This window comes from Flavobacterium sp. LK-23 (assembly GCF_058135255.1).
On the sequence record NZ_JBYUVT010000006.1, the window covers coordinates 46,145 to 67,125 of the forward strand.

At 32.3% G+C, this 20,981-nt stretch carries 21 protein-coding genes and 1 tRNA gene; 19 read left to right on the forward strand and 3 right to left on the reverse strand.

The window, feature by feature from the left end; all coding sequences use genetic code 11:
• Positions 1-662 precede the first annotated feature (662 nt).
• The gene (locus tag AC3Y25_RS11300) at positions 663-1,700 is read left to right on the forward strand and encodes a PIN domain-containing protein (protein WP_489902822.1); all 1,038 of its coding nucleotides are present in this window, start codon (positions 663-665) and stop codon (positions 1,698-1,700) included.
• Positions 1,701-1,717: 17 nt separating this feature from the next.
• Positions 1,718-1,996 carry a hypothetical protein gene (locus AC3Y25_RS11305; RefSeq protein WP_489902823.1) on the forward strand — a complete coding sequence of 93 codons (279 nt, stop codon included), beginning with the start codon at positions 1,718-1,720 and terminating at the stop codon, positions 1,994-1,996.
• Between the two features lie 73 nt (positions 1,997-2,069).
• Here AC3Y25_RS11305 and AC3Y25_RS11310 read toward each other — a convergent pair whose 3' ends face one another.
• The gene (locus AC3Y25_RS11310; protein WP_489902824.1) at positions 2,070-2,477 is read right to left on the reverse strand and encodes a helix-turn-helix domain-containing protein; all 408 of its coding nucleotides are present in this window, start codon (positions 2,475-2,477) and stop codon (positions 2,070-2,072) included.
• Between the two features lie 143 nt (positions 2,478-2,620).
• Between AC3Y25_RS11310 and AC3Y25_RS11315 the strand changes: the two genes are divergently transcribed.
• The 8 genes from AC3Y25_RS11315 to AC3Y25_RS11350 all read left to right on the forward strand — a co-directional run bounded on the left by AC3Y25_RS11315 (position 2,621) and on the right by AC3Y25_RS11350 (position 7,808).
• Positions 2,621-4,003 carry a bactofilin family protein gene (locus AC3Y25_RS11315; RefSeq protein WP_489902825.1) on the forward strand — a complete coding sequence of 461 codons (1,383 nt, stop codon included), beginning with the start codon at positions 2,621-2,623 and terminating at the stop codon, positions 4,001-4,003.
• 6 nt (positions 4,004-4,009) lie between these two features.
• Entirely contained in the window at positions 4,010-4,618 is a 609-nt protein-coding gene (locus AC3Y25_RS11320; protein ID WP_489902826.1) for a hypothetical protein, read from the forward strand.
• Positions 4,619-4,630: 12 nt separating this feature from the next.
• The gene (locus tag AC3Y25_RS11325; protein WP_427875454.1) at positions 4,631-5,008 is read left to right on the forward strand and encodes a nuclear transport factor 2 family protein; all 378 of its coding nucleotides are present in this window, start codon (positions 4,631-4,633) and stop codon (positions 5,006-5,008) included.
• 4 nt (positions 5,009-5,012) lie between these two features.
• Entirely contained in the window at positions 5,013-5,450 is a 438-nt protein-coding gene (locus tag AC3Y25_RS11330; protein WP_489902827.1) for a GNAT family N-acetyltransferase, read from the forward strand.
• A gap of 142 nt (positions 5,451-5,592) precedes the next feature.
• Positions 5,593-6,333 (forward strand): LytTR family transcriptional regulator DNA-binding domain-containing protein, encoded by a 741-nt coding sequence (locus AC3Y25_RS11335; RefSeq protein WP_489902828.1) that lies wholly within the window; start codon positions 5,593-5,595, stop codon positions 6,331-6,333.
• A gap of 102 nt (positions 6,334-6,435) precedes the next feature.
• Positions 6,436-6,990 carry a hypothetical protein gene (locus AC3Y25_RS11340; RefSeq protein ID WP_489902829.1) on the forward strand — a complete coding sequence of 185 codons (555 nt, stop codon included), beginning with the start codon at positions 6,436-6,438 and terminating at the stop codon, positions 6,988-6,990.
• 205 nt (positions 6,991-7,195) lie between these two features.
• Positions 7,196-7,567, forward strand: a complete 372-nt coding sequence (locus tag AC3Y25_RS11345; protein ID WP_489902830.1) for a hypothetical protein — start codon at positions 7,196-7,198, stop codon at positions 7,565-7,567.
• A gap of 58 nt (positions 7,568-7,625) precedes the next feature.
• Positions 7,626-7,808 carry a hypothetical protein gene (locus tag AC3Y25_RS11350; RefSeq protein ID WP_489902831.1) on the forward strand — a complete coding sequence of 61 codons (183 nt, stop codon included), beginning with the start codon at positions 7,626-7,628 and terminating at the stop codon, positions 7,806-7,808.
• Between the two features lie 204 nt (positions 7,809-8,012).
• On the opposite strand, the gene AC3Y25_RS11355 is transcribed toward AC3Y25_RS11350, so the two are convergent.
• Positions 8,013-9,374 (reverse strand): hydroxymethylglutaryl-CoA synthase family protein, encoded by a 1,362-nt coding sequence (locus AC3Y25_RS11355; RefSeq protein WP_489902832.1) that lies wholly within the window; start codon positions 9,372-9,374, stop codon positions 8,013-8,015.
• Positions 9,375-9,730: 356 nt separating this feature from the next.
• Here AC3Y25_RS11355 and AC3Y25_RS11360 point away from each other — a divergent pair, with 356 nt between their 5' ends.
• The 5 genes from AC3Y25_RS11360 (at position 9,731) to AC3Y25_RS11380 (ending at position 15,055) form a co-directional block, all read left to right on the forward strand.
• On the forward strand, positions 9,731-10,396 hold the full coding sequence (locus AC3Y25_RS11360; RefSeq protein WP_248728545.1) for a succinate dehydrogenase cytochrome b subunit: 666 nt from the start codon (positions 9,731-9,733) through the stop codon (positions 10,394-10,396).
• 11 nt (positions 10,397-10,407) lie between these two features.
• Positions 10,408-12,408: a fumarate reductase/succinate dehydrogenase flavoprotein subunit gene (locus tag AC3Y25_RS11365; protein WP_201999492.1), complete on the forward strand. Its 2,001-nt coding sequence runs from the start codon at positions 10,408-10,410 to the stop codon at positions 12,406-12,408.
• 51 nt (positions 12,409-12,459) lie between these two features.
• Positions 12,460-13,206 carry a succinate dehydrogenase/fumarate reductase iron-sulfur subunit gene (locus AC3Y25_RS11370; RefSeq protein ID WP_095928369.1) on the forward strand — a complete coding sequence of 249 codons (747 nt, stop codon included), beginning with the start codon at positions 12,460-12,462 and terminating at the stop codon, positions 13,204-13,206.
• Positions 13,207-13,473: 267 nt separating this feature from the next.
• Positions 13,474-14,250, forward strand: coding sequence for a DeoR/GlpR family DNA-binding transcription regulator (locus tag AC3Y25_RS11375; RefSeq protein WP_489902833.1), 777 nt, complete (start codon positions 13,474-13,476; stop codon positions 14,248-14,250).
• A gap of 37 nt (positions 14,251-14,287) precedes the next feature.
• Positions 14,288-15,055 carry a nitrilase family protein gene (locus AC3Y25_RS11380; protein WP_489902834.1) on the forward strand — a complete coding sequence of 256 codons (768 nt, stop codon included), beginning with the start codon at positions 14,288-14,290 and terminating at the stop codon, positions 15,053-15,055.
• On the opposite strand, the gene AC3Y25_RS11385 is transcribed toward AC3Y25_RS11380, so the two are convergent.
• A complete protein-coding gene (locus tag AC3Y25_RS11385; protein WP_489902835.1) occupies positions 15,052-16,740 on the reverse strand; it encodes an Ig-like domain-containing domain in 1,689 nt (562 codons plus the stop codon). The two genes, AC3Y25_RS11380 and AC3Y25_RS11385, sit on opposite strands and share 4 nt — an antisense overlap.
• Before the next feature lie 203 nt (positions 16,741-16,943).
• Between AC3Y25_RS11385 and AC3Y25_RS11390 the strand changes: the two genes are divergently transcribed.
• The 4 genes from AC3Y25_RS11390 to AC3Y25_RS11405 all read left to right on the forward strand — a co-directional run bounded on the left by AC3Y25_RS11390 (position 16,944) and on the right by AC3Y25_RS11405 (position 20,863).
• Entirely contained in the window at positions 16,944-17,909 is a 966-nt protein-coding gene (locus tag AC3Y25_RS11390) for a hypothetical protein (RefSeq protein ID WP_489902836.1), read from the forward strand.
• Positions 17,869-20,229 (forward strand): hypothetical protein, encoded by a 2,361-nt coding sequence (locus AC3Y25_RS11395; RefSeq protein ID WP_489902837.1) that lies wholly within the window; start codon positions 17,869-17,871, stop codon positions 20,227-20,229. Before AC3Y25_RS11390 ends, AC3Y25_RS11395 begins: the two co-directional genes overlap by 41 nt.
• Before the next feature lie 9 nt (positions 20,230-20,238).
• A complete protein-coding gene (gene mce / locus AC3Y25_RS11400) occupies positions 20,239-20,643 on the forward strand; it encodes a methylmalonyl-CoA epimerase (RefSeq protein WP_095928359.1) in 405 nt (134 codons plus the stop codon).
• 146 nt (positions 20,644-20,789) lie between these two features.
• Positions 20,790-20,863, forward strand: a tRNA-Ile gene (locus AC3Y25_RS11405).
• The last annotated feature ends 118 nt before the right edge of the window (positions 20,864-20,981 follow it).

Genomic DNA, 20,981 nt, shown 5'->3' on the forward strand with positions numbered 1-20,981 from the left:
GAATTTCAAAATTAATGATTTTTGAAGAAGTGGCGTATAATAGATTTATTAAAGTTTTCTTATTTATTGTTTTTGCCGCGAAGGCGCTAAGGCATGAAGTTTTTTAACCGCAAAGAACGCTAAGGTTTGCGCAAAGTGCGCAGGAGATTTTTGCTCGCAAAGACGCGAAGTCGCAAAGTTTTTTGTTGCAAAGAACACAAAGTTTAAGTTCTGTTTTGTCTTCCTGAGCGAAGTCGAAGGATCTTCGCAAAGTATTTCTTTAAATTGTGCTGAAATAATCTCGCAAAGTCGCTAAAGCGCATAGTATTTACCCAATCTTGTCATTTCGACGGAGGAGAAATCTTCGCAAGTAACTCGACAAAGATTAATAAACACAAAGTTTGTCATTCTGAGGAACGAAGAATCACACTAGAAACTCGGCAAAGATTGGAAAAAATCTCAGAATCTTAATTTGGGCGTGTCCCTCCGGGTCGGGCTTTCGGCTATATCTTTTATTCCGCTCCGCTACATAAAAGGATACCGCCTCTATCCCTCACGCGAACTCTATTTTATGAGAAATTCATGATTTTGTATTTAAAAACTATTTTTGAGCTATGGTATTTGTATATTGCTATTCAAAATCTGTGAATGTTTGAAAAATAATATAATTATAATAATGAAGAATGAATATAATTTTAGATACAAATATTTTTAGGAATGATTTCTTTTTAAAGTCTCAAGATTTTGAAGTCTTAAAAGATTATTTAAAAAAAACGGATTCAAAATTAATTGTTCCACAAATAATACTTGAAGAATTAAAAGGTCTCTATATAAGAACGCTAAATGAAAATTTAGCAAATCTCGAGAAAAATAAAATTGCTATAAATCAAAATTTAAATAGAAGTTTTATTGAGAAATTTGAATTGGATCTAGATGAAGAAGTAACAAAATATATAGAATTCATTAAAGAAAAGTTAGAAATTAATGATTCTAATATTATAGCATATAAGAATGAATACTTGCCGGAAATTATTAAAAGAGCGATAAACAGAGAAAAACCTTTTAGAGATGGTGATGAAGGTTTTAGAGATTCAATAATTTGGCTAACAATTCTTGATCATTGTAAAATTAGCCATGAAAAACAAGTAGTTTTTATTAGTAATAATGTTAAAGATTTTGGTGATATTAATAATAAAAATACAACAGAACTTCATCAAACATTAAAAGAAGAATGTGATAATTTTGGTATTAAAGTAAACTATTTCCGAAATCCCAAAGATTTTATCGAAAGACATTCAAATAAAATTGATTTAATAAATTATGATTGGCTCAGTGAAAAACTTGATGAGGATTGGTTATCAGATGTGGTTTGTGAAGAGATAGGTTTTAATAAATCTTATAGACTTACTTCTTGGTTTGAGAGAAAAACTTCAAATGAAAGTACTGAGCATTATACAGTCATAAAAGCTCATTTTTATGAGTATGATAATTTGTTTTTATATGAAATGGTCGATGGTAGAATTGTTGTCAATTTTACAGCCAATGCTGAAGTTGAAGTAGAATTCGAATATTATGAATATGACTATTATGGGCGAGACTCTTATTATGGATATAGAAACGCGAAAACAGAAATAATGTATGTGAGTTGTGAAATATATTTAAGTATTATTTATGAAGATGAGGAGATAACGGAAATTGAAATTTCAGACATGGATTTTTAAACATAACTAATCAAAAAATGTGGGATATAAACAAAAGCTTTAAAGATAATGCAGAACCTTCTGGACATGTAACAATTATGCTAAATGCGGATAAACCACTAAATCCTTATCATATAAGTTATCCAATAACTTGGACTGGATTTATTAATAACGATAAAATTGTAATTATTCAACCTTCATCAAGTTCTAGTTTTAGTGAAAATTATGAATTTACAACATTTCCAATAAGGCTTAGTATGTATGAAGGAAAAATTGTTAAGTTAATTGATAACTGCTTAAGAAGGGCATTGGATTAGATTTTGTCATAAAAAAAACCGAAGCTTTGAAATTTCAAAACTTCGGTTTTTTTTCTTTTATAAAAATAAATTTCTATTTCTTATCAAGTAACTTCTCCAAAAGAGCAACTTTCTCTTTTTCAGCTTCAACCAACCTTTCATAAAGTTTTTCATTCTTTTCAATAACTTCCAAAAGTTTATCAAGTGGATTAAATGTACAATTATTATGATTTATTGATGAAGATCCATTGTCATAACTATTCCCCATAATATTAAAAACAGCTTCTTCAGAAAAGTTCCTGATTACATCAGCTGGAACACCTAAAACTTCAGCAATTTTCTTTAGTTTTTCTTCATCAACGTTTTCAGTTCCTTCAATAATAGAGATGGTCTGCTGACTAACACCAAGTGCAATAGCTAGCGCTTCCTGCTTCATATCTCTCAGTTCTCTAATTCGGCTAATGTTTCTGCCGATATGTTTTGGTTTTGTTGCTGTACTCATGATTCAAAGATATTTAAAAATCTTTTAGGTTTTTAGTTTCCGTTCAAAACAAGATTGTTTAGTATATTTCTAAAAATATTTCAAAAGTAAAAATACAATTTTTCTGACTATCGAATTGGTTTTGAATTTAGAATTGTGTAATCTTGATATTCAAAAAATCAACTTCGATTAACACCAATAAAATGCAGACTTCCAATTTCAAATTAATTACTATAGCCGAGATCAAGAACAAATATCCTTTTTTAACTGAAGATGAAAAGTTTGATTATTTTGACGAATGGGAAGACGAAGATTTTTTTCTTACAGCAGATGAAGATGTCAATTTTGAAGGGAATTTTTATTTAGACCTTTATGAGGATAAAGAGAAAAAATGGCTGACTAAATTGCTAAATCTTCCGGCTAAAAAAATCGGAGAAATAAGAATTGAAGGTATTTTTATAAATGGAAATTTCTCTGTAAACGGTTCAATTATTAATGCCGAAGGCGATTATGGTCCGTATGTTTTCATTAGCGGAAGCGTAAATTGTCAAAGTCTTTTGCTTGGCGGAGCGAATGTTGAAGTAAAAGGAAATGTTACAGCAAAAGAAGTTGTGATGACGTATTATAATCATGGAAGTTTTAATTGTTCGGGTTCTATTAATTCACCAGTTTTTATCGTAACAGATCACAATACAGCATTTGCAGAAAGAAAAAATGATTTGTTTTATTATAATGATAGAGATGAAATTGATCCAAAAAACGAATGCGAATATGATGATGAAACCGACGAAGAAATTATCTCAAACGAACTTCGAAAATTACTCGATAATCCGTTAATTGAAACTTTTGAAGAATTGGAACGTGATTTGGCAAGAGGAGAATTGGTTTTAAAACAAAATAACCCACCGGCTAAAACTTATGAATATTGGCGCGATCGTGTTTTGGCAAATTACAGAGATTTTAAACTCGTTCCGAAGCAATTTAAAACTGAAGAACTTTGCAATCTGGCATTAAATACTACCTTTCATGCTTTGCCGTTTATCGATCAGGAGTTAATAACTTATGAGCTTTGCGAGAAATTAGTTAACAAAGATGGTTTTGCGATTCAGGTAATTCCTGATGGGTTTATAACGAAAGAACTCTGTTTTAAAGCAGCGGAAAGTGGTACAATGTTGAGATTAATCCCAGAGGAATATTATTCGGAAGAATTGATTTTGTTGGTTTTTAAAAACGGAAGACATGAACCAGATATCAACGATGTTCCTTCTCAGTTTATAACAGAAAACCTTCTTGTAGAATATGTGAAAATTGGAAAAGGATTGTGGCTGGATAAAGCTTGCAAAGCAACTGGAATTGCTAAATTACAGGTTTTAAAACAAGTAATCGATTTAGGAATTCAATATTTGGATAATATTTTTGGGAATCATTTCGGCAAAGAAACGGTTGATTATGCTTTTTCAGTTTATAAAAATGACGAGGAGTGGAAAAATTATGTTCAAAAGTATAAACAGAAATTTGAACGACTTGGGTTGAATGAATATTTGTAATGAAGAATGGATGAAAGTGTAAAAATATTAAGAAGTAAAATCTCAATTCCTTTAGCCAAAGCAATTCAGCTTCTTAAAAAGAACAATAATGATGTTGCGCTCTCCGAACAAGATTTTCATAATGAAAACATTAGAGAGATTTGTGAGAAAACTGAATGCAAAGAAGAAATTGCAAAAAAGGAATATCAAATTTGTAATCGGGATGTGGTAAAAGCAATTGAAAGAATTAATCAAAAGCCAGTTGTCATAGCCACAGGAAATAATCCTGTTTCAAAAATCGGTTTTATTTTATGGCCAGAAACTGCAAAAGGAGAATTTTATAAAACTGCAAAAAGAAGTGATGTTTTTATTCAAACAGAGGATTTTAATATTGTTATAGAGACATTTAAATCAGTTTATCCGCTAAAAAATCCTTGGAATAATTTAGTTGAAAATAAATTTGATGTTTTAGGACATAATTTTTTTGATAATATAACCTGTACAGAAATTGTCAAAAAAATAAATCAGATTGAGACTGATGATGAAAAAGTCAAAATGTTTTTAAAAGAAATTATTAATTGGCTAAATGATAAAATGTTTTATGCGGACTACATTGTGGTTTACGGTAATTTATAAATTAGGAGTGATATGAACAACAAAGAAAAAATAATTCAAAATTATATCGAAGGATATAATCAATTTGATATCAATAAAATGATTGCTGATTTTGACGAATCGGTTATTTTTGAAAACATTCAAAATGGCGAAATCAACCTGACTTTGAATGGAATAAAAGAATTTTCTGCCCAAGCCGAAAAAGGAAAAGAATATTTCTCAGCACGAAAACAAACTATTACATCAATTAAGCAAGATGAAATTACAGCAATAATTGACATTGATTATTATGCTGTTCTAGCAATAGATTTTCCAAACGGATTAAAAGCTGGTCAAGAATTAAATATGAAAGGAAAATCGATTTTTCAATTCTTAGACGATAAAATTGTAAAACTGACTGATATTAGTTAGAGATATGAATCTAAAAGTAAACATCAGAAAAGTAGAAAATCACGACTTAGACTTCGTCTACAAAGCAATCTGTGAACTCGAAAACGAAGTTTTAGATTTTAAAATGTTCGAAACAATATTCAATGAAAACATTTCAAACCGAAAAAATCTTTATCTAATTGCCGAAAACGAAAATGAAGGTTTAGGTTTTATTAGTTTTCATACTCAGAATCTTCTACATCATTGCGGATTGATTGGGGAAATTCAGGAGTTTTTCATTCATCAAAAATATCGTGGTCAAGGCGTTGGAAGATTATTAATAAATGAAATTTTGAATTTTGCTGAGAAAAATGATTTAAAAAGTATTGAAGTTACGACAAATAAGAAACGAGTAGAAAACGTGGCGATTTATGAGAATCTAGGTTTTACTTTGAGTCATAATAAGTTTACGATTTATAAATAAATAGGTTTTTTAACCGCAAAGTCCGCTAAGGCTTACGCAAAGTTCGCAAAGTTTTGCGTTTAAAGCTTTGTGAACTTTGCATTTATTTAGATAACTTAAACAGAAAAACTTTGCGTGCTTTGCGGTAAAATTTTCAGCTAATATGTATAAACTAAATCCATCAATAAAGCATCATTTAGTAATTGCCATTCTAATAAGTTTATGGCTTTTCGTTTTTGCTTTCATCATAAGGCCCTTTGACGACGGAACTATAAATTTCAGAGCGTGGTTTTTAATTAGTTTTGGGTTTAGTGTTATGGCTTTTTTATGTTATAGTCTTTTAGCTTTTATTCAAAAAAACTTTTACGAAAGAATAGGAAAGTGGAATATCAGTTTAGAAATAATAGCCGTTTTTCTGTTTCATGGATTGTATTTAATTGGAGTTTTTGCCTTTTATAAAAGCCCAATTTTAAGTGGCGGATATACTTTTTCAGAATTCTTTTCTGTAATTTTTATAAAAGTCGCTCTAATCATAACTCCTGTGATTGTTCTCGCACGAAGATATTTAATCAAACTCATTCCAATAAAAGAAGATGTTCTGCTATTTAAAGGAGAAAATAGATTAGACATTCTAAAAATCAATAAATGCGATTTAGTCTGTATTTCGAATGCGCAGAATTATGTTGAGATTTTTTATCTCGAAAATGATAAACTTCATTCGAAACTTATTCGATCTTCGCTCAAAAAAGTTCAGGACGATTTTGGTTTTTTAGTGCAAATTCATCGTTCGCATTTAATAAATCCGTCGCATTTTAAATCTTGGCGAAATTCAAACACCATTATTTTAACTCAAATAGAACTTCCAGTTTCCAGAAATTATAAAGATGTTTTAACTGCATTGTAAATTTCATACCTAAAACAATGCATTTCGTACCTAAGTCAGTAAAATAAGGATTTTAGGTAAATTTTGATTTTAGTTTTGCTTCATCAATTTTTAAAACAAATTATGAAAACAAAACATTTTTGCACGATCGGGTTGCTATTTTTCTTAGCTAGTTATTTATTATTTTCTAACATTTTTCCGAGTTTCAATACGTCGATAGATTTTGCGCATTGGTTTAATTTAATTGGAGCTTGTTTTTTGTTGTCGTTTAATGACGCATTTCCTAAAACAAAAACTAATAAAGTCGCTTCGATTTTGACAACTTTAGGCGTTATTGCCCATATCGGACTTTGTACAATAGATTTTCTAATGTCGAGTTATGGAAATAATGAAATGGCAAAAGAAGCATTAAGTCATCAAATCAGTAATTCGCCAAGTATTTTGTATCCTTTTGTTGTTGTTGGGCCGTCTTTACTTTTTCTTGGTTTGGCTTTGCATGCATTTGCTTTTATAAAAACCGAAACTGTAAAGTCTTTAATGGTAATTGTGGGTTCGGTTGCTGTTGGATTTTCATTTTTTGTTTTGAAAAACGGAGTTTGTATGTTTTTGAGTTGTGCAATTTTTGTTTTGGGATTGGGGTTGTTGCTTTATGTGCCAAGACCTTTGCCAAAGTTTTAAACACAATCTTGTCATCCTGAGCGAAGTCGAAGGAAGCGTTAGTTGCTCGACAAAGATTGGAATATTGTTGCGGAGCTACTTGTGTGTTCTTCGACTTCGCTCAGGATGACAACTTCGTGAAGTAAAAGAATAGAAAACGGAAGCATTTACTTCGTTTTTTTTATTTGAAATTCGTATTTTCGTTCCAGAATCTAAAACTCAAAGATTGAAAAAACATATAAAATACTTAATCGCACTCTTTCTGACTTTTGTCGTGATTGCGGGCGATGGTACTTTATATTCTCAATCTAAATCGGCAGAATATTATCAGTCTTCGTTTGTAGTTTTAAAAAGAGAATTAAATTTTAAAAGCTCTCGTTTTTATAAATTCGGACAAGCTGTTTCTTGGAATGAAATAAGATTTTCAATTGTTTTGAATTTTCTCAAAACCGAAAATGTCTTTACTTTCCAAATCAAGAAATTGCTGAAACTTCAAAACCTGCTTTATCAAAACCTAACTTCATTTATAAATCAATCTGTTTTTATAAATGAAATAATCACTTCAAAAGACTTCGCTAAAAGTTTATACAACGCTTAAGAAATTTATTTCTGAGCATAGATGATTCAATAATGTCTAATCATTTATCATTCTTAAAATGTATAAACAAAATAAAAATTCTCGCTTGGAGCAATCTAAGCGACCGCTTCTTAATTGGATAAAAAGAAAATTTATAATCGTAATTACAGCCTTCATGTTAGGAATGGCAAACGGAATGCATACCGAAGATACTCGAATTAAAGGAAATCAAAATTATACCGAACAGCATAAGAAGGATTGATTACCTTTTATTTAACCGCAAAGGACGCAAAGGTTTTTTTGTGATATCTAAATAAACGCAAAGTTCGCAAAGCTTTGTATTCATGAAAAGCTTTGCGAACTTTGCGTAATCCTTTGCGAACTTTGCGGTTAAATTTCAAAAAACATAAAAAAAACCGAAACATCAAGCTTCGGTTTTGGAATTTGGAATTTCAAATATTGGAATTTAATCCACCCATTTATAATATCTCGCTCCAATCAAAACAGGAATCTCTTTTTCGATTCGATCTAAAACCCATTCGTTTTTAGGAGTTCTTACGCTTTGTTTTTGTTCTTTTTTATGAAGACTTTCGTAAGTATTGAAATCAATTTCAACGCTTTCAGCTAAATTTTCAAAAAGTTTCACATTTTCTAAAGCCGATTTCCATTCTGGCTGGATCGTTCCTTCAAAAACTTTCGATTTCGATCCGCTTCCGTAAGCTAAGAAACCGAATTTAGTTCCAGCAACTTCTTTTTTTGTATCATAAAAATGAGCTAACGTAGACAACAATCCCATGAAAATAGAACCAGTGTAAAGATTTCCAATTAAAGATGAAGCCAATTCTGCAGGCTGTAATTTCTCAGTAACAAAACTTCTGTAATCATCCGATTTTGCTACTTCTTTAATTTTTGTCTGATAATCTGCTGGAGCAATATCATCGGCGATAATTTTTTCGGCACTATCTAAAGCGTAGATTTCGGATAACATTCTTCTTCCTTGGAAAGAATATGGCAAGTGCATTACAATACTATGCCAAGTATTATATAACGTTTCGGTTGTGTTTTTTAATTTTTTGAATGAAAAGTAAGCATTTCGCGTACGATCCATATAACATTGATTAGAATATTGTCCGTCAAAAACCGGTTGATCTTTATGAATTTCGATTTCAGCTTCTAAATTATCAAACCAAGAATCGTTGTTTGCGTTTTTAGTGATTTCTTCTTTAGCAATTGTTCTGTATGGTTTAAAGAAGTCAAAAACACCTTTTGTGCTCGTTGCCCAATTATCATCAAAAGCAATAATTTTCGGTTCTGCAGTGATCAGCATTGCAACCGCTCCAGCACCTTGTGTGTATTCTCCTCCAGAATTTAAATCGTATTTTGCAAAATCAGACGTAACTACAATGGCTTTTTTAGTTGGATTTAATTTTACAAAATCAAGACAGTTTTGCAAAGCGTCTACACCGCCAATACAAGCGAAAGTAAAATCTACAACATCACATTCTGCTAATGAATCTTCGCCAAATTTCTGCTCCATTAAACTAATTAGATAAGAAGCAATGGGTTTAGAACTGTCAATACCGCTTTCGGTACCAACATAGATTCGACTGATTTCTTTTAAGTCAATTTTATTGTCAATGATAAGTTTTGTTAAAGCATTTGCTCCAAAAACAACCGCATCCTGATGAACGTCTGGGAAGGTCATTTTTATTAGACCAAGACCTTTTTCTAGTTTCTCGGGTTCAATATTTCTGGCAACAGCCAAAGTTTTTATGGGTAAATGTATGTTTGCTACGTCAAATGAAATAGCATCAATTCCTGTTTTCATTCTTATTTTTTTGAGCCGCTAAAGGTAAAACTATGTTGCGGAATGGCAATTTTTTACTTTGATAAAATTTTGATGACCCTACACTTTTGAAGAAAACAAATTAAAACTTCGAATAAAATAACAATATCATAAATTTTTAGTAATCTACTTAGAGTCGAAATCCTTGATTCTGTTTTACAAAGCAATGATTTGAGGTTTTCTATAGTGAATTATTTTTTATCAGTTTTAATTTTGTACGTAAAAATACGTAGAATTGTGCTATTTTAAAATCATTATAAATAACAGCGAAATGGTTGTAGTTCTTTTGTAATTGAGTTATTTTTGTCTAATTTTTTAAAACAAACTACTTAACACTTATGGCACAATCTGCACTATTGAATGCTTCCATCTTAAAGAAAGTAGCTATGGCTCTTTCGGGAATATTCTTAATCACGTTTTTAGCGCTGCATGTTTCCTTAAATTTTATTTCTATTTTGAGTGAAGATGTTTTCAACGAAGCTTCTCACTTTATGGGATACAATCCGCTGATACAATATGTAATGCAGCCAGTTTTGGCATTCGGAGTAATTTTCCATTTCGTAATGGGATTTATTCTTACTGCTCAAAATAGCGCGGCACGACCAATTGCGTACGCTAAATACAACGGAGCGGCAAACGCTTCATGGAGTTCTAGAAATATGATTATTTCTGGATTGGTTATTTTGGCTTTCTTAGGATTGCACTTTTATGATTTCTGGTTTCCTGAAGTTAGCTATAAATATATAGCTGGTACGGCACCAGATGCTACGAGGTATTATGGTGAGTTAGTTCACAAATTTCACGACCCAATTCGTACGGCATTGTACTGCGTGTCATTTATCCTTTTAGGATTCCACTTGTGGCATGGGTTTGCATCTTCTCTTCAATCTGTAGGGATGCACAACAAGTACTCTAGATTTTTATCAAAAGTAGGTTACTGGTTCGCAGTTGTAGTTCCAGCGCTTTTCGTAATTATCGCTTTATTTCATCATTTCAATAATTAATATCAATTATAATGGCATTAGATTCAAAAATTCCAAATGGTCCTATAGCGGACAAATGGACAAATTATAAAGATCATATTAATTTAGTAAACCCTGCTAACAAACGTAATCTTGATATTATTGTAGTTGGTACAGGTTTAGCTGGAGGTTCGGCTGCGGCTACTTTAGCGGAGTTAGGATATAACGTAAAAGCATTTTGCTTCCAAGATTCTCCACGTCGTGCGCACTCTATTGCAGCACAAGGGGGTATCAACGCAGCAAAAAACTATAAAGGTGACGGTGACTCGATTTACAGATTGTTTTACGATACTGTAAAAGGTGGTGATTACCGTGCTCGTGAGGCAAACGTTTATCGTTTGGCTGAAGTTTCTGGTAATATTATTGACCAATGTGTGGCTCAAGGGGTGCCATTGGCTCGTGAATATGGTGGACTTTTAGATAACCGTTCTTTTGGAGGAACTTTGGTTTCTCGTACATTTTATGCACAAGGACAAACTGGACAACAATTATTGTTAGGAGCTTATTCTGCAATGAACCGTCAAATTGGTCGTGGAAAAATTAAAATGTATAACCGTCACGAAATGCTTGACATTGTAATCGTGAACGGAAAAGCGAGAGGTATTATCGCTCGTGACTTAATCACAGGAAAAATAGAAAGACATTCTGCTCACGCGGTAGTAGTTGGTTCTGGAGGATACGGAAACGTATTTTTCCTTTCAACAAATGCTATGGGAAGTAACGCAACAGCAGCTTGGAAAATTCATAAAAAAGGAGCGTTTTTCGCAAATCCTTGTTATACACAAATTCACCCAACATGTATTCCAGTTTCAGGAGATCACCAGTCTAAATTGACTTTGATGTCTGAGTCTTTACGTAATGATGGTCGTATTTGGGTACCAAAAAACCTTGAGGATGCAAAAGCTATCCGTGAAGGAAAGAAAAAAGCAACAGATTTATCTGAAGACGAAAGAGATTATTTCTTAGAAAGAAGATATCCTGCTTTTGGTAACTTAGTACCTCGTGACGTTGCGTCTCGTGCAGCTAAAGAAAGATGTGATGCTGGTTTTGGAGTTAACAAAACTGGAGAAGCGGTTTACTTAGATTTTGCAGCAGCTATCAAACGTTACGGAACTGAAGATGCTTATGTAAAAGGTTTAGATGATAAAGATGCTGCTTTGGTAACTAAATTAGGAGCTGCAATCGTGAAAAGTAAATACGGAAACTTATTCCAGATGTATTACAAAATCGTCGACGAAGATCCTTATACAACACCAATGATGATTTACCCAGCAGTTCACTATACAATGGGTGGAACTTGGGTTGATTATAACTTAATGACAACAATTCCGGGATGTTTCTCAATTGGAGAATCTAACTTCTCTGACCACGGAGCAAACAGACTTGGAGCTTCTGCCTTAATGCAAGGTTTAGCTGATGGTTATTTCGTATTGCCTTATACTATCGGAGATTATTTAGCTCCAGATATTAAAATGGGTGAAATTTCTACAGACTTACCAGAATTCGTTGAAGCTGAAAAAGCGGTTGTAGATCAAATCAATAAATTTATCAATAACAACGGTAAACATTCTGTAGATTATTTCCATAAAAAATTGGGAAAAATTATGTGGAATAAAGTAGGTATGGCTCGTAACGCTAAAGGTTTAACTGAAGCGATCGAAGAAATTGCTGCTTTACGTGAAGAGTTTTATAAAGATGTAAAAGTTCCTGGAGGCGCTTACGAATTTAATCAGGAATTAGAAAAAGCAACTCGTGTTGCCGATTTCTTAGAATTAGGAGAATTGTTCGCGAAAGATGCTTTACACCGTAACGAATCTTGTGGAGGTCACTTCCGTGAGGAATACCAAACAGAAGAAGGAGAAGCACTTCGTGACGACGAAAACTTTGCATATGTTGCTGCTTGGGAATACAAAGGAAAACCAAGTGATGCAGTATTACACAAAGAACCTCTTAACTACGAAAACATTAAATTAGTTCAAAGAAGCTATAAATAGTATTTAGAAAAGTCTTAATACTTTTTTCTTAATACTTAATACTTATACAAAATGAAACTTACATTAAAAATATGGCGTCAAAAAAACGCTCAAGATAAAGGAGGGATTGTAGAATATCCTATCGATGGAATCGAACCAGACATGTCTTTCCTTGAAATGTTAGACGTTCTTAACGAAGGTTTAATCAATAAAGGAGAAGAGCCTGTAGCATTTGACCACGATTGTCGTGAGGGAATCTGCGGAATGTGTTCTTTATTTATTAACGGTGAAGCACACGGACCAGACAGAGGAGTTACAACTTGTCAGTTGCACATGCGTATGTTTAAAGATGGAGATACGATTTTTATCGAGCCATTTAGAGCAAAAGCTTTCCCTGTAATTAAGGATTTAGTGGTTGACAGAAGTTCTTTTGACAGAATTCAGCACGCAGGAGGATTCATTTCTGTAAATACTTCAGGAAATACAATCGACGCTAATACTATTCCAGTTAACAAAGACGATGCAGATAAATCATTTGATGCTGCTGCTTGTATTGGTTGTGGAGCTTGTGTTGCAACTTGTAAAAACTCTTCAGCAATGTTATTCGTTTCTGCAAAAGTTTCTCAATATGCATTATTGCCACAAGGTAAAGTTGAAGCAACGGATCGTGTTTTACACATGGTTCACCAAATGGATTTAGAAGGTTTTGGTAACTGTACAAATACAGGAGCTTGCGAAATCGAATGTCCAAAAGGAATTTCGCTTGAAAATATTGCGCGTATGAACCGTGAGTATTTAGCAGCAAGCTTGAAAGGATAATACGCAATTTAGTATATTTTAAAAAACGCTTCCGTTACGACGGAAGCGTTTTTTGTTTCTATTTACAGCATAATATCTAAAACTGAATCAATATCTCTTAAAAGCTTCAATTTGTTGTGTAAGAGAGTTTAAAATAAATGATTTTAGGCTTTTGTTATTAACTGGTTCTGTTTTATTTTAAATTGATGTAGTGCTTTAATTTGGTTTTTTGTTTCGATGAATTATTTAATGAAATGTTTATTTTTGTAATTAGAAAAAACAATCGGCATGAGCACTGAAAATGAAGTTTTAAATTACAGTAAAGAAGAACGTAAAAATCATATTCTAAAAGAGATCAATTTGCACACGCGTGTGAGTTTTGAAACTCTTTCGGCTAAACTTGGTGTTTCTGAAGATACTGTTCGTCGTGATATTAATGAACTTGACGCTGACGCACTTTTAATTAAAGTAAAAGGAGGCGCCATGACCAAAGGATATCACTATTCTTCATCGAACCAGACTTATGCTGTTGAAGCCAAACAAGTTATTGCACAAAAAGCGGTTGGCCTTCTTCATGACGGAATGGTTTTAATTGTTGATGGAGGAACTACTATTCGAGAGTTCATCCGGTTAATTCCAAACGATCTTAATTTAACTGTTTTTACAATTACGGCTTTAACTGCGGTTCAGCTTTTAGATAAACCCAATATTAAAACGATCATGATTGGCGGAAGCATTTCTTCTTACAGTCAGATGTGTGTGAGCGGAGAAGCTTTTCATCAATTGGCCAATATAAAAGCAGACCTTTTAGTTTTAGGGACAAATGCTTTAGACATAGACGGCGGTTATTCTGATTCTGATTGGGAAACCGTTCAGGTAAAAAAAGCAATGATTCAGGCTTCTAAAAAAACGGCAGTTTTGACTATTACGGAGAAACTAAATACTGTTCTTAAAATGAAAATTGCTAGTTTATCTGAACTGAATTATGTTATAACAGAGGAAGAGCCGGCTCATGAAAAATTGAAGTCATACAAAGAGAATTTTCCTGAATTGACTGTAATTTAATTTCAAAACCAATTTTTCTACTTATCTCTAAAATCTGATGAAAATTGCTTTAATCCAAACCGATCTTTTTTGGCAAGATGCCAGTAAAAACAGAGAAAATTTTGATTCAAAAATTGATGAAATTCAATCGGAAGTCAATCTCATTGTGCTCCCTGAAATGTTTTCGACCGGATTTACAATGAATGCTCCTGAAGTTGCTGAAACTATGCAAGGCGAAACAATTGGTTGGATGAAGTTTAAAGCAAAACAAAAAAATAGCGCAATTGTAGGAAGTGTAGTCATTGCAGAAAATGGAAAGTATTATAATCGTATGATTTTTGTTTTTCCGTCAGGCGAAATCCAATATTACGATAAACGTCATTCCTTTTCTCTGGCAGGTGAGGACAAAGTGTATACATGCGGAAATCAAAAAGTTATTGTAGACTATCTGGATTGGAAAATATGTTTGCAGGTTTGTTACGATTTGAGATTTCCGGTTTTTGTGCGCAATACAGAAAATTACGATCTGATTTTATATGTTGCCAATTGGCCTAAAGTGCGCACCAATGCTTGGGATGCTTTGCTAAAAGCACGTGCTATAGAAAATCTTTCGTATGTGGTTGGGGTAAACAGAATTGGTAACGATGCTTACGATTACGAACATATTGGCCATTCTCAAGCAATAGATTTTTTGGGCAATTATATTTTAGAGCCACAAGAAAAAAATGGTGTCTTTGTCGTAGAACTAGACAAAAACACCATGTATGAAACGCGTAAAAAATTAGACTTTTTAAGCGATAGAGATCAGTTTGAAATTAAGTTTTAAAAGGCTTTTCGTTTCTTTTCTGCTTCTTTTTTCTTTTTATCGTCTTGTTTCTTCTCGACTTCTGGATTAAAAGGAATGCTCAAGTCAATTGTTTCGTTCCGATCCCAATTGGCGCGCACATCAAATTCTTCCTGATTATAAAATACTTCTTCTGCGTATTTCTTTTCTAAGAAATTACCAGTGTCGTATTGTTTGTTTTTATTGTCGTCATAAATAATGCGTACAGTAAAAATATCAGGTTGCAGTAGATTGAATTCTAAAGTAGTTGCGCCTTCAGAATACCCTTCGGCTAAAACTACATCTCCTTTTTTATTGGTCAATTCAACAATTATAGGAAAACGTTTGACATTTTTAAGAGTCAATATCAGATTTCCGTAATCGGCATGTTCTTTAGTGCTGAGTTTATAAGATAAAGTATCATTTGTCTTTTCATAAAAATCGGTCAAAGCACCTGGTAAAAAAGTAAAACTATATTTGTCCAATGGTTCTTTTTGGAAATCGAAATATAATTTCTGTTCAAATTCATCATATTCTGTTGTATAAGGAACAGCAACAGAATCTTTATTGACCAAAGCGATTTTAGATTTGTCAAATTTTACCAACGGAGTTTCGGTTTCCAAAGTAAAGCGTTCTCTAAAATTAATCTGACCGTTTTGTACCGCTTTAATATTTAAAGTATCTTTTTTCAAGGCTTTAATCTTGAACGAAAATCTTTTTTTATAATCTCCTTTTTCAACTTCCATTGATAACGAATCGGCTTTAATTGGTTTGTACCAAACTTGAAGCGAATCTTTTTTAGGAAACTGCGTTACGATAGTTTCAAGAACTTCGTCGCCATTTTTAAGTGTAATTTTTGGTTTTGAATTTTTGAAATCCTGTTTTCCTTCATAAGGAAGATACAAACGGTTTCCTGAAGCTTGAATAGGTTTGAAAGCTTTTAATGGCAAGGTTTCTTTAAATAATTCCACCTCATAAACCGTGTCTGTCGGAATTGTGATATAGCTTTTCAAAAATCCGATTTTATCATCTTTTGGATTAAATTTATTATTTGAACCTTTATCTTTTAATGCTACCAAAAGATATTTTCCTTCTCTTAAATTTTCAAACTGAAAAGTTCGCATACTGTCCAAAGTGTTGGTAATGTAGCGCGGAAACTCTTTGTAAATGGTAGAATCTTTAAATTTATCATTTACTTCATATAACATTACAGAAACAAAATTGTCAACATACTTTCCGTACGCATCTTTAATTTTTCCGTTCAGTTTAAGTGAATCAATATGCGATCCAGTCGAAAACACATATTTAAACTGGTTTAGTGCGTTTCCTTCATTGTTGTCTGTAATTGCCTGTCCAAAATTTAAACTATAAGTTGTGTTGGGCTGTAAAGTATCTCGAAGCTCGATCTTTATAAATTTGCTGACATTTGTAGGCGTAATTAATGGCTCATTTTTTAAAGGCGGAGAAATAATAAGCTGTTTATTGGTATTTTTAAGTTTGACATATTCGTCAAAATTTAAAGTAATAGTATTTCCTTTAAAATCTGTGCTGAAATTTTTAGGAAAACTAGATACCAAAACAGGAGGTAACGTATCTTTTAAACCGCCGGTAATGCTGCCTCTTTTCGCGCAGCTTATCATTGATATTAGAATTACAAATGCAATGTATTTTAAAGTGTCTTTCAACATAACGGTTTTTCAATTTGATTGCACAAAATAACGATTATATTTGCTTTAATTGAAATTTTTTATCCATTTATTAGGATTTGGGACTTTTGGAAATCTTCCAAAATTTTAGTGTTTAAAATGCTATAATTTCTTACTTTTGAATTAAAATGTAATTTTCCTAAGTTTTGTTCAAACGATTTTTCCCAGTTTTGTTTCTCTTTTTAATGCTGTCATGCACTAAAAGTGAAAAGCCCGTAATCTCCTTTTATTACTGGAAAACAATCTTCAAGTTTTCTGAAACGGAAAAAGAAGCATTGAAAGGAAACAATGTACAGAAACTTTATGTAAGGTATTTTGATATTGGAATTCATCCAGAATCTAATTTTCCGATTCCCATCAGTCCTGTTCGATTTGAAGAAAACCCAAAAGAATATGCTATTGTTCCAGTTGTTTTTATTCAGAACAAAGTGATGCTTCAGCCTAATCTTGATGTAAATGATCTGGCTCAGAAAACCTTTGATTTTATAGAACAAATCAATTCTAAAAACAAAATCGCGTGTCACGAAATTCAAATTGATTGCGATTGGACCTTAAAAAGCAAAGAGAATTATTTAAAATTTATAGAAGTTTTTAAAAAACTTTCGAAGAAGAAACTTTCAGCTACCATTCGATTGCATCAGGTGAAATATTTCAAAAAAACAAAAATTCCGAATGTTGATTCTGGAGTTTTGATGTATTACAATATGGGATCGATTTCGCCCGATTCTCTAAATTCTATTTACGATAAGAAAGTGGCAGAAAGATATCTTAAAAGTTTAAAAAGATATCCTCTTCATTTAGATTTTGCTTTTCCAATTTATTCGTGGGGAGTTCATATTAGAAATAATAAAGTGATCGGACTTCGTTCTAAAATGAGTAGTAGAGAACTAGAGAAAGATTCCAATTTTGAAAAAACAAGCCCGATTTTTTTCAGGGTAAAACATTCCAATTATAAAAATGGTGTTTTTTATGAAGAAAATGATCTCTTGAAAATAGAAGAAATAAAACCAAAAGATTTAAAAGAAATGGCAGAAGATTTGCAAGATAATCTTGTAGAAAAGCCCAACGAAATTATATTTTACGATTTAGACGAATTCAATTTAAACAATTATGAGAAAAATACTTTTAAGCAGATTATTTCTTGCTTCTAGTGCCGTTTTGCTTTCTGCATTCGGAATTATATACGCCTGCGCAGATGGAGATTGGGATTATTTTGGTGCCTATAATTCAAATTTTACTCCAGAAACTTTTGCCGACAAATCATACTCACCTTTGTTTTTATCGGGTGGAATTTTTTACGGAATTGGTTTTGATACCCAGCATAATTCTCGTTTTAATAAAAATATAAAATCAGATTGGGCAGATTATCTAAAAGGAAAAGTCGATACCACAACAGTCAATTATTTTTTGATTGGTGATGAAAAGCCTAGATATTATTCTGATGACAAAAATACCATCAAAAATAAAGAAGAAATAGAAGGTTTGCATGTTTATTATAAAACGAAAAAAGAAAATAAAAGCACGCAAAAATGGGGCAAAAAGCTGAATCTGAAAGATGAGAAAGTAAAAAACTTTGTCGAGTTTTTGTATTTGGCTCAAAAAATAGAAACAGTATCTATTGGAGACGATTATTGGAGCTACGATCCCGTTGTGGCAAAAACGTTCAACGATACCAAAATGATTCAGTCGATAGAAAATGTCTACAACACTTTGTCAGATCCGTTTTTGAAAAACAGATATTGGTTTTTGACCATGAAAGCGCGTTTTTATAGTAACGACAAACAAAAAGCAATTGATTTTTTTAATAAAACAGAAAGTTCTGTTGCCAGAAATACTTTGTATTATCGCGCTTTAGCGTATGTTGCCGGTATTAATTATAAACAAAAAAAATACGCTACTTCTAACTATTTATATGCTCAGGTTTTTGATAAGTGTCCAGAATTAAGAGTGGTTACAGCGTATAGCTTTAAACCAAAAAACGAGTCAGATTGGACTAAGGCTTTAGCGTTGGCAAAAGACAATAAAGAAAAGGCGGCCCTTTGGGCAATTCACGGATATTATAAAGATGAAAAACAGGCAATTGAAAAAATCTACGAATTAGATCCTAAAAGCGAACATTTAAATTATCTCGGAACAAGATTGGTTAATTCGCTAGAGCAAAAAATAAACAATTCGTTTCAGACGGACGGACAAGGAGAGAATCAGAAACCAAAACCGCAAACCGTTGCTGAAAATAAAACTGAAAACAAAGCGAAAGTTGACAATAGCGCCATCGATTTAATTGCAAAAATTTCTGCTGCAGGAAATACCGATAAGCCTTATTTATGGGATATTTCACTTGGATATCTTCAAACGCTAAAAGGCGATTATGCCAGTGCAGATAAAAATTACAGCAAAGCTGAAAAAACACTTCCGAAAACAGAATTGGCGGCAATGCAGCTTCGTTTATTGCATTTTGTAAATAATTTAAGCAAGATTGATAAGCTGACAGATAAAAATGAGAAAACCATTCTAGCCGATTTAAATTGGCTATACACAGAACTTCCTAAAAATTATAAAGGAGACACGTTTCGTTATCAAAATGCTTCTTCATGGAGCAGAAGCTATTTATCGCGTTTGTATAAGGAACAAGGCAATTTGGTTATGGCCGAGATTTACGGAGAATCACGCTATAGTTATTGGAATGATGGAAATGCATATTATGACAATGAAAAGAATTTGCTGGGAATAAAAAGCTTTTTGGAAAAATCTAATAAATCTGAAATCGAGAAAATTGGTGCTGGAATTTATAGTTTAAAACTGAAGGATATTAATAATTTCCAAGCAATTCAGTCCACTTTCAAAAACAAAATTCCAGAAGCAATTGCTTTTATGCAGCAAACAGATTCTGTTCAGTATGTTAAATTCTTAGGAAATCCGTTTAACGGAAATATAAAAGATTGCCACGATTGCGAGCACGCGGCGTATCAAAAAAGAAAATATACTTTTATGGATTTCTTGATCACTATAAAAGAAATGCAGGATAAATTGGCTCAGAAAGAAGATGTTTACACCAATAGCCTTTTGTTAGGAAATGCGTTTTATAATATTTCTCATTTTGGAAACGGAAGAACTTTTTACGAGATGAGTATTGTAGGTTATGGATCAGGCCCGTATTCGTTTAGGGATTCGATGAAAGAAATGATTACGAATAATTCGGTTTCTAAAATGTATTATCAGAAAGCTTTTGAAGCAGCTTCGAATAAAGAACAAAAAGCAAAATGCTTGTATCTGATTTCGAAATGTGAACGAAATGACTATTACAATAAAAAATACAATAAAATAAATAGCTATTGGGAAATTCAAGATGATAAAGTTAATTTTATCGCTTGGAACTCGTTCAAAGTTTTGAGAAAAGACTATTCGGATACGAAATATTATCAGGATGTAATTGCCGAATGTGGTTATTTTAGAACATATGTAAATCAATAATTTCGAAAAATGGTAAATAAAATAGAACATATTGGGATTGCGGTAAAAAATATGGACGATGCTAATGTTTTGTTTGAAAAAATGCTTGGTGTTCCGTCTTATAAAATGGAAGCAGTAGAAAGCGAAGGGGTGTTAACGTCCTTTTTTCAGACGGGAAATAACAAAATCGAACTTTTGGTAGCAACAAACCCCGAAAGTCCTATTGCTAAATTCTTGGAGAAAAAAGGAGAAGGAATTCATCATATCGCTTTTGATGTTGATGATATCGAAGCCGAAATTGCACGTTTGAAAAATGAAGGTTTTGTCTTGATTAATGAAGTTCCGAAGAAAGGAGCAGATAATAAATTGGTCGTTTTTCTTCATCCGAAGAACACAAATGGCGTTTTGGTCGAGCTTTGTCAAGAAATTAAATAAAAAAATGTCATTTTAATTTTTGAATAAGATGTTGAAAATCAATTTCGTTTTTAAGTTTCGAAGAAAGATTTAAAATTAAATTAAAATGATGTCTTAAAATATTTGGAGTGAATGAAAAATAGTAGTAATATTGCATCCTCTAAACCGGTCCTATAGCTCAGCTGGTTAGAGCACCTGACTCATAATCAGGTGGTCCCTGGTTCGAGCCCAGGTGGGACCACTTCTTTTAGAACAGAAGCCTTTACAGAAATGTAAAGGCTTTTTTGTTTTTAGGTACTTTAAAAATGTAAAAGTTGAAATTTTTACACTCAATAATTGAATTTCTATTTCTGTAAAAA